Raw genomic sequence first — 1,779 nt, 5'->3', positions numbered from 1 at the left:
AATTGAGTAGTCGAAAATTTTCCTCAGAGATTCTTTTTGCGCCAAATAAAAATAACTTACTAGAGGACGAGTTTCTTTAAAATAAACCAAGTCATCCAAAATCATTTGATACAAAAAAGAATCTGCAGCATCTATCGCTCGGGGCAAAAGTTCATGAATACACCCCAACAGCACGGGAATGTAGTCTTCCCCAAAATAATCTGCATCGGTAATGCCATTACAGAGTTGCTCACTGGAATAATCCTCCATAAAGACTGAATCCTCTTTATCGTCATCATCTGAGGGAACATACTTCAGCAATGGGGGGATCACGGAAGGGTCCCCGTGATTGAAAATAGCTTCAGTAATAAACTCAAATAACGATTCGCATTGTTGAATATGTTCTATGTCTTCTTCTTTATCCGTACAATATATTTTTGGAAGACTTCCCCACTCTTGGTATAGGTCTTCTAGATCTTCCAATAAGTCTTCGTTTTCGAATAATTCCAAAGCTTCCAGTAATTCTGGCGCACTATAAATATCAAGAGGTGATCGTTCACGAATTTCATTATAAATTTGTTGTCTTGTCATTTGTATCTCCATTTTCTAGGGTTTGGGAGGGATTTTTCCAGAAAATCCTTCCGGGTTGTCCGCCTTAATTGTCTTCAGTGCCTCTAGGCAAGCCTCATTGGTCTTCATGGGATCACACCCCGCATTCAGCAAGCCTTGGCGAGTATCTTGCACCCCTTGCAATAGGGATTCTCTTGGATTCTGTGGCTTAAGTGTCTCATTTCTTTTGTGAATCAATTTACGCCCCTGGGCTTTATGTATTTTTTTAGGCAAAGGAATAACTGCACTATTTTTATACTGCTTTCCAGTAACTTTAGAAATTTCTCGAGACTGAGCCACGGGCCATACATGGTGCTGTTCATACTTGAGTCCAGTTTCTTTTGTACGTCCTCTAGCAATATACATGGTGCTGTTCATACTTGAGTCCAGTTTCTTTTGTACGTCCTCTAGCAATATCTTTCATTTTTTTCTCTTTATACTTACCCACCGGCACAGGATTGTCTTTGTAGCGTTCGAAATACGCCCGGGATTCCGCCGGGGTCATATCCGCTTTCTTTTCCTGGCGCTGTTTTCCTGTGGCCTTTAGACCCGAAGCATTGCTGCCCTCTTTTTTCAGTATCCCCGGGCCCTTGTCTTTGCTTAAGGCGGTTCGCGCCAGGCGGACTCCTGCCTTGGCCAGCGTGCTCCCCACCCCTGCGCTGGCTAGATCTAAGGTTACGGATCCGGCGGCTAGAGCCCCCTGAGCGGCGGCGCTCCAGTAATTGCCCTCCTGGATCTCGTCACGTACTTCCTGAACGCCCTGGGCTACATCGTAGGCTACTGCCAGAATGGTGGTGACAAAATTTTCCTCCAAGCCAGTGGTGGCCGCGGTGTCACAGGCCTGGATATCTCCGGAATCCTTGCCCGCCAAGGCTAACCCCGTAGCCAGGAGGATTCTTAGCGATGCCACCGCCCGACCTGCCAACGCCTGGGCTGCCTCCTGACAGCGCTCAGTGTAGGCCTCCTGCCCTTCCCCCTGGGCTCTTTGAGGCAGCTGGTCTCGAATTCCTTCTGTAACGCCCTGCGCACACGTCTCCACCGCCATGGTGGCGCCTGCCGCCAGAAGAGCCTGATTCCAGTCTCCAGTGCCGCTTTCCAGAGCCTGGAGGGATAGGCTAGAGGCCATGGCCAAGGCTCCGTGGAGTAATTTATGTTCCAGCCCCGAAAGACCGCTACGATAGGCCTGGCCGA

At 48.3% G+C, this 1,779-nt stretch carries 3 protein-coding genes; all 3 read right to left on the bottom strand.

The window, feature by feature from the left end:
- Positions 1 to 570: hypothetical protein (locus HCUR_RS01695; RefSeq protein WP_129591831.1), on the bottom strand; the 570-nt coding region annotated here is incomplete at its 3' end.
- 15 nt (positions 571 to 585) lie between these two features.
- Entirely contained in the window at positions 586 to 966 is a 381-nt protein-coding gene (locus HCUR_RS09475) for a hypothetical protein (RefSeq protein WP_243397246.1), read from the bottom strand.
- Positions 941 to 1,779: hypothetical protein (locus HCUR_RS08225; protein WP_165780631.1), on the bottom strand; the 839-nt coding region annotated here is incomplete at its 5' end. The genes HCUR_RS08225 and HCUR_RS09475, both read right to left, overlap by 26 nt.

This window comes from Holospora curviuscula (assembly GCF_002930195.1).
Taxonomy (GTDB): domain Bacteria; phylum Pseudomonadota; class Alphaproteobacteria; order Holosporales; family Holosporaceae; genus Holospora; species Holospora curviuscula.
This window is presented reverse-complemented; position numbering and strand designations above follow the sequence as displayed.

What these genes read in the sequence shown, in the direction of transcription:
- HCUR_RS09475 (WP_243397246.1), bottom strand. Translation starts at nt 966, where the DNA reads ATGAACAGCACCATGTATATTGCTAGAGGACGTACAAAAGAAACTGGA.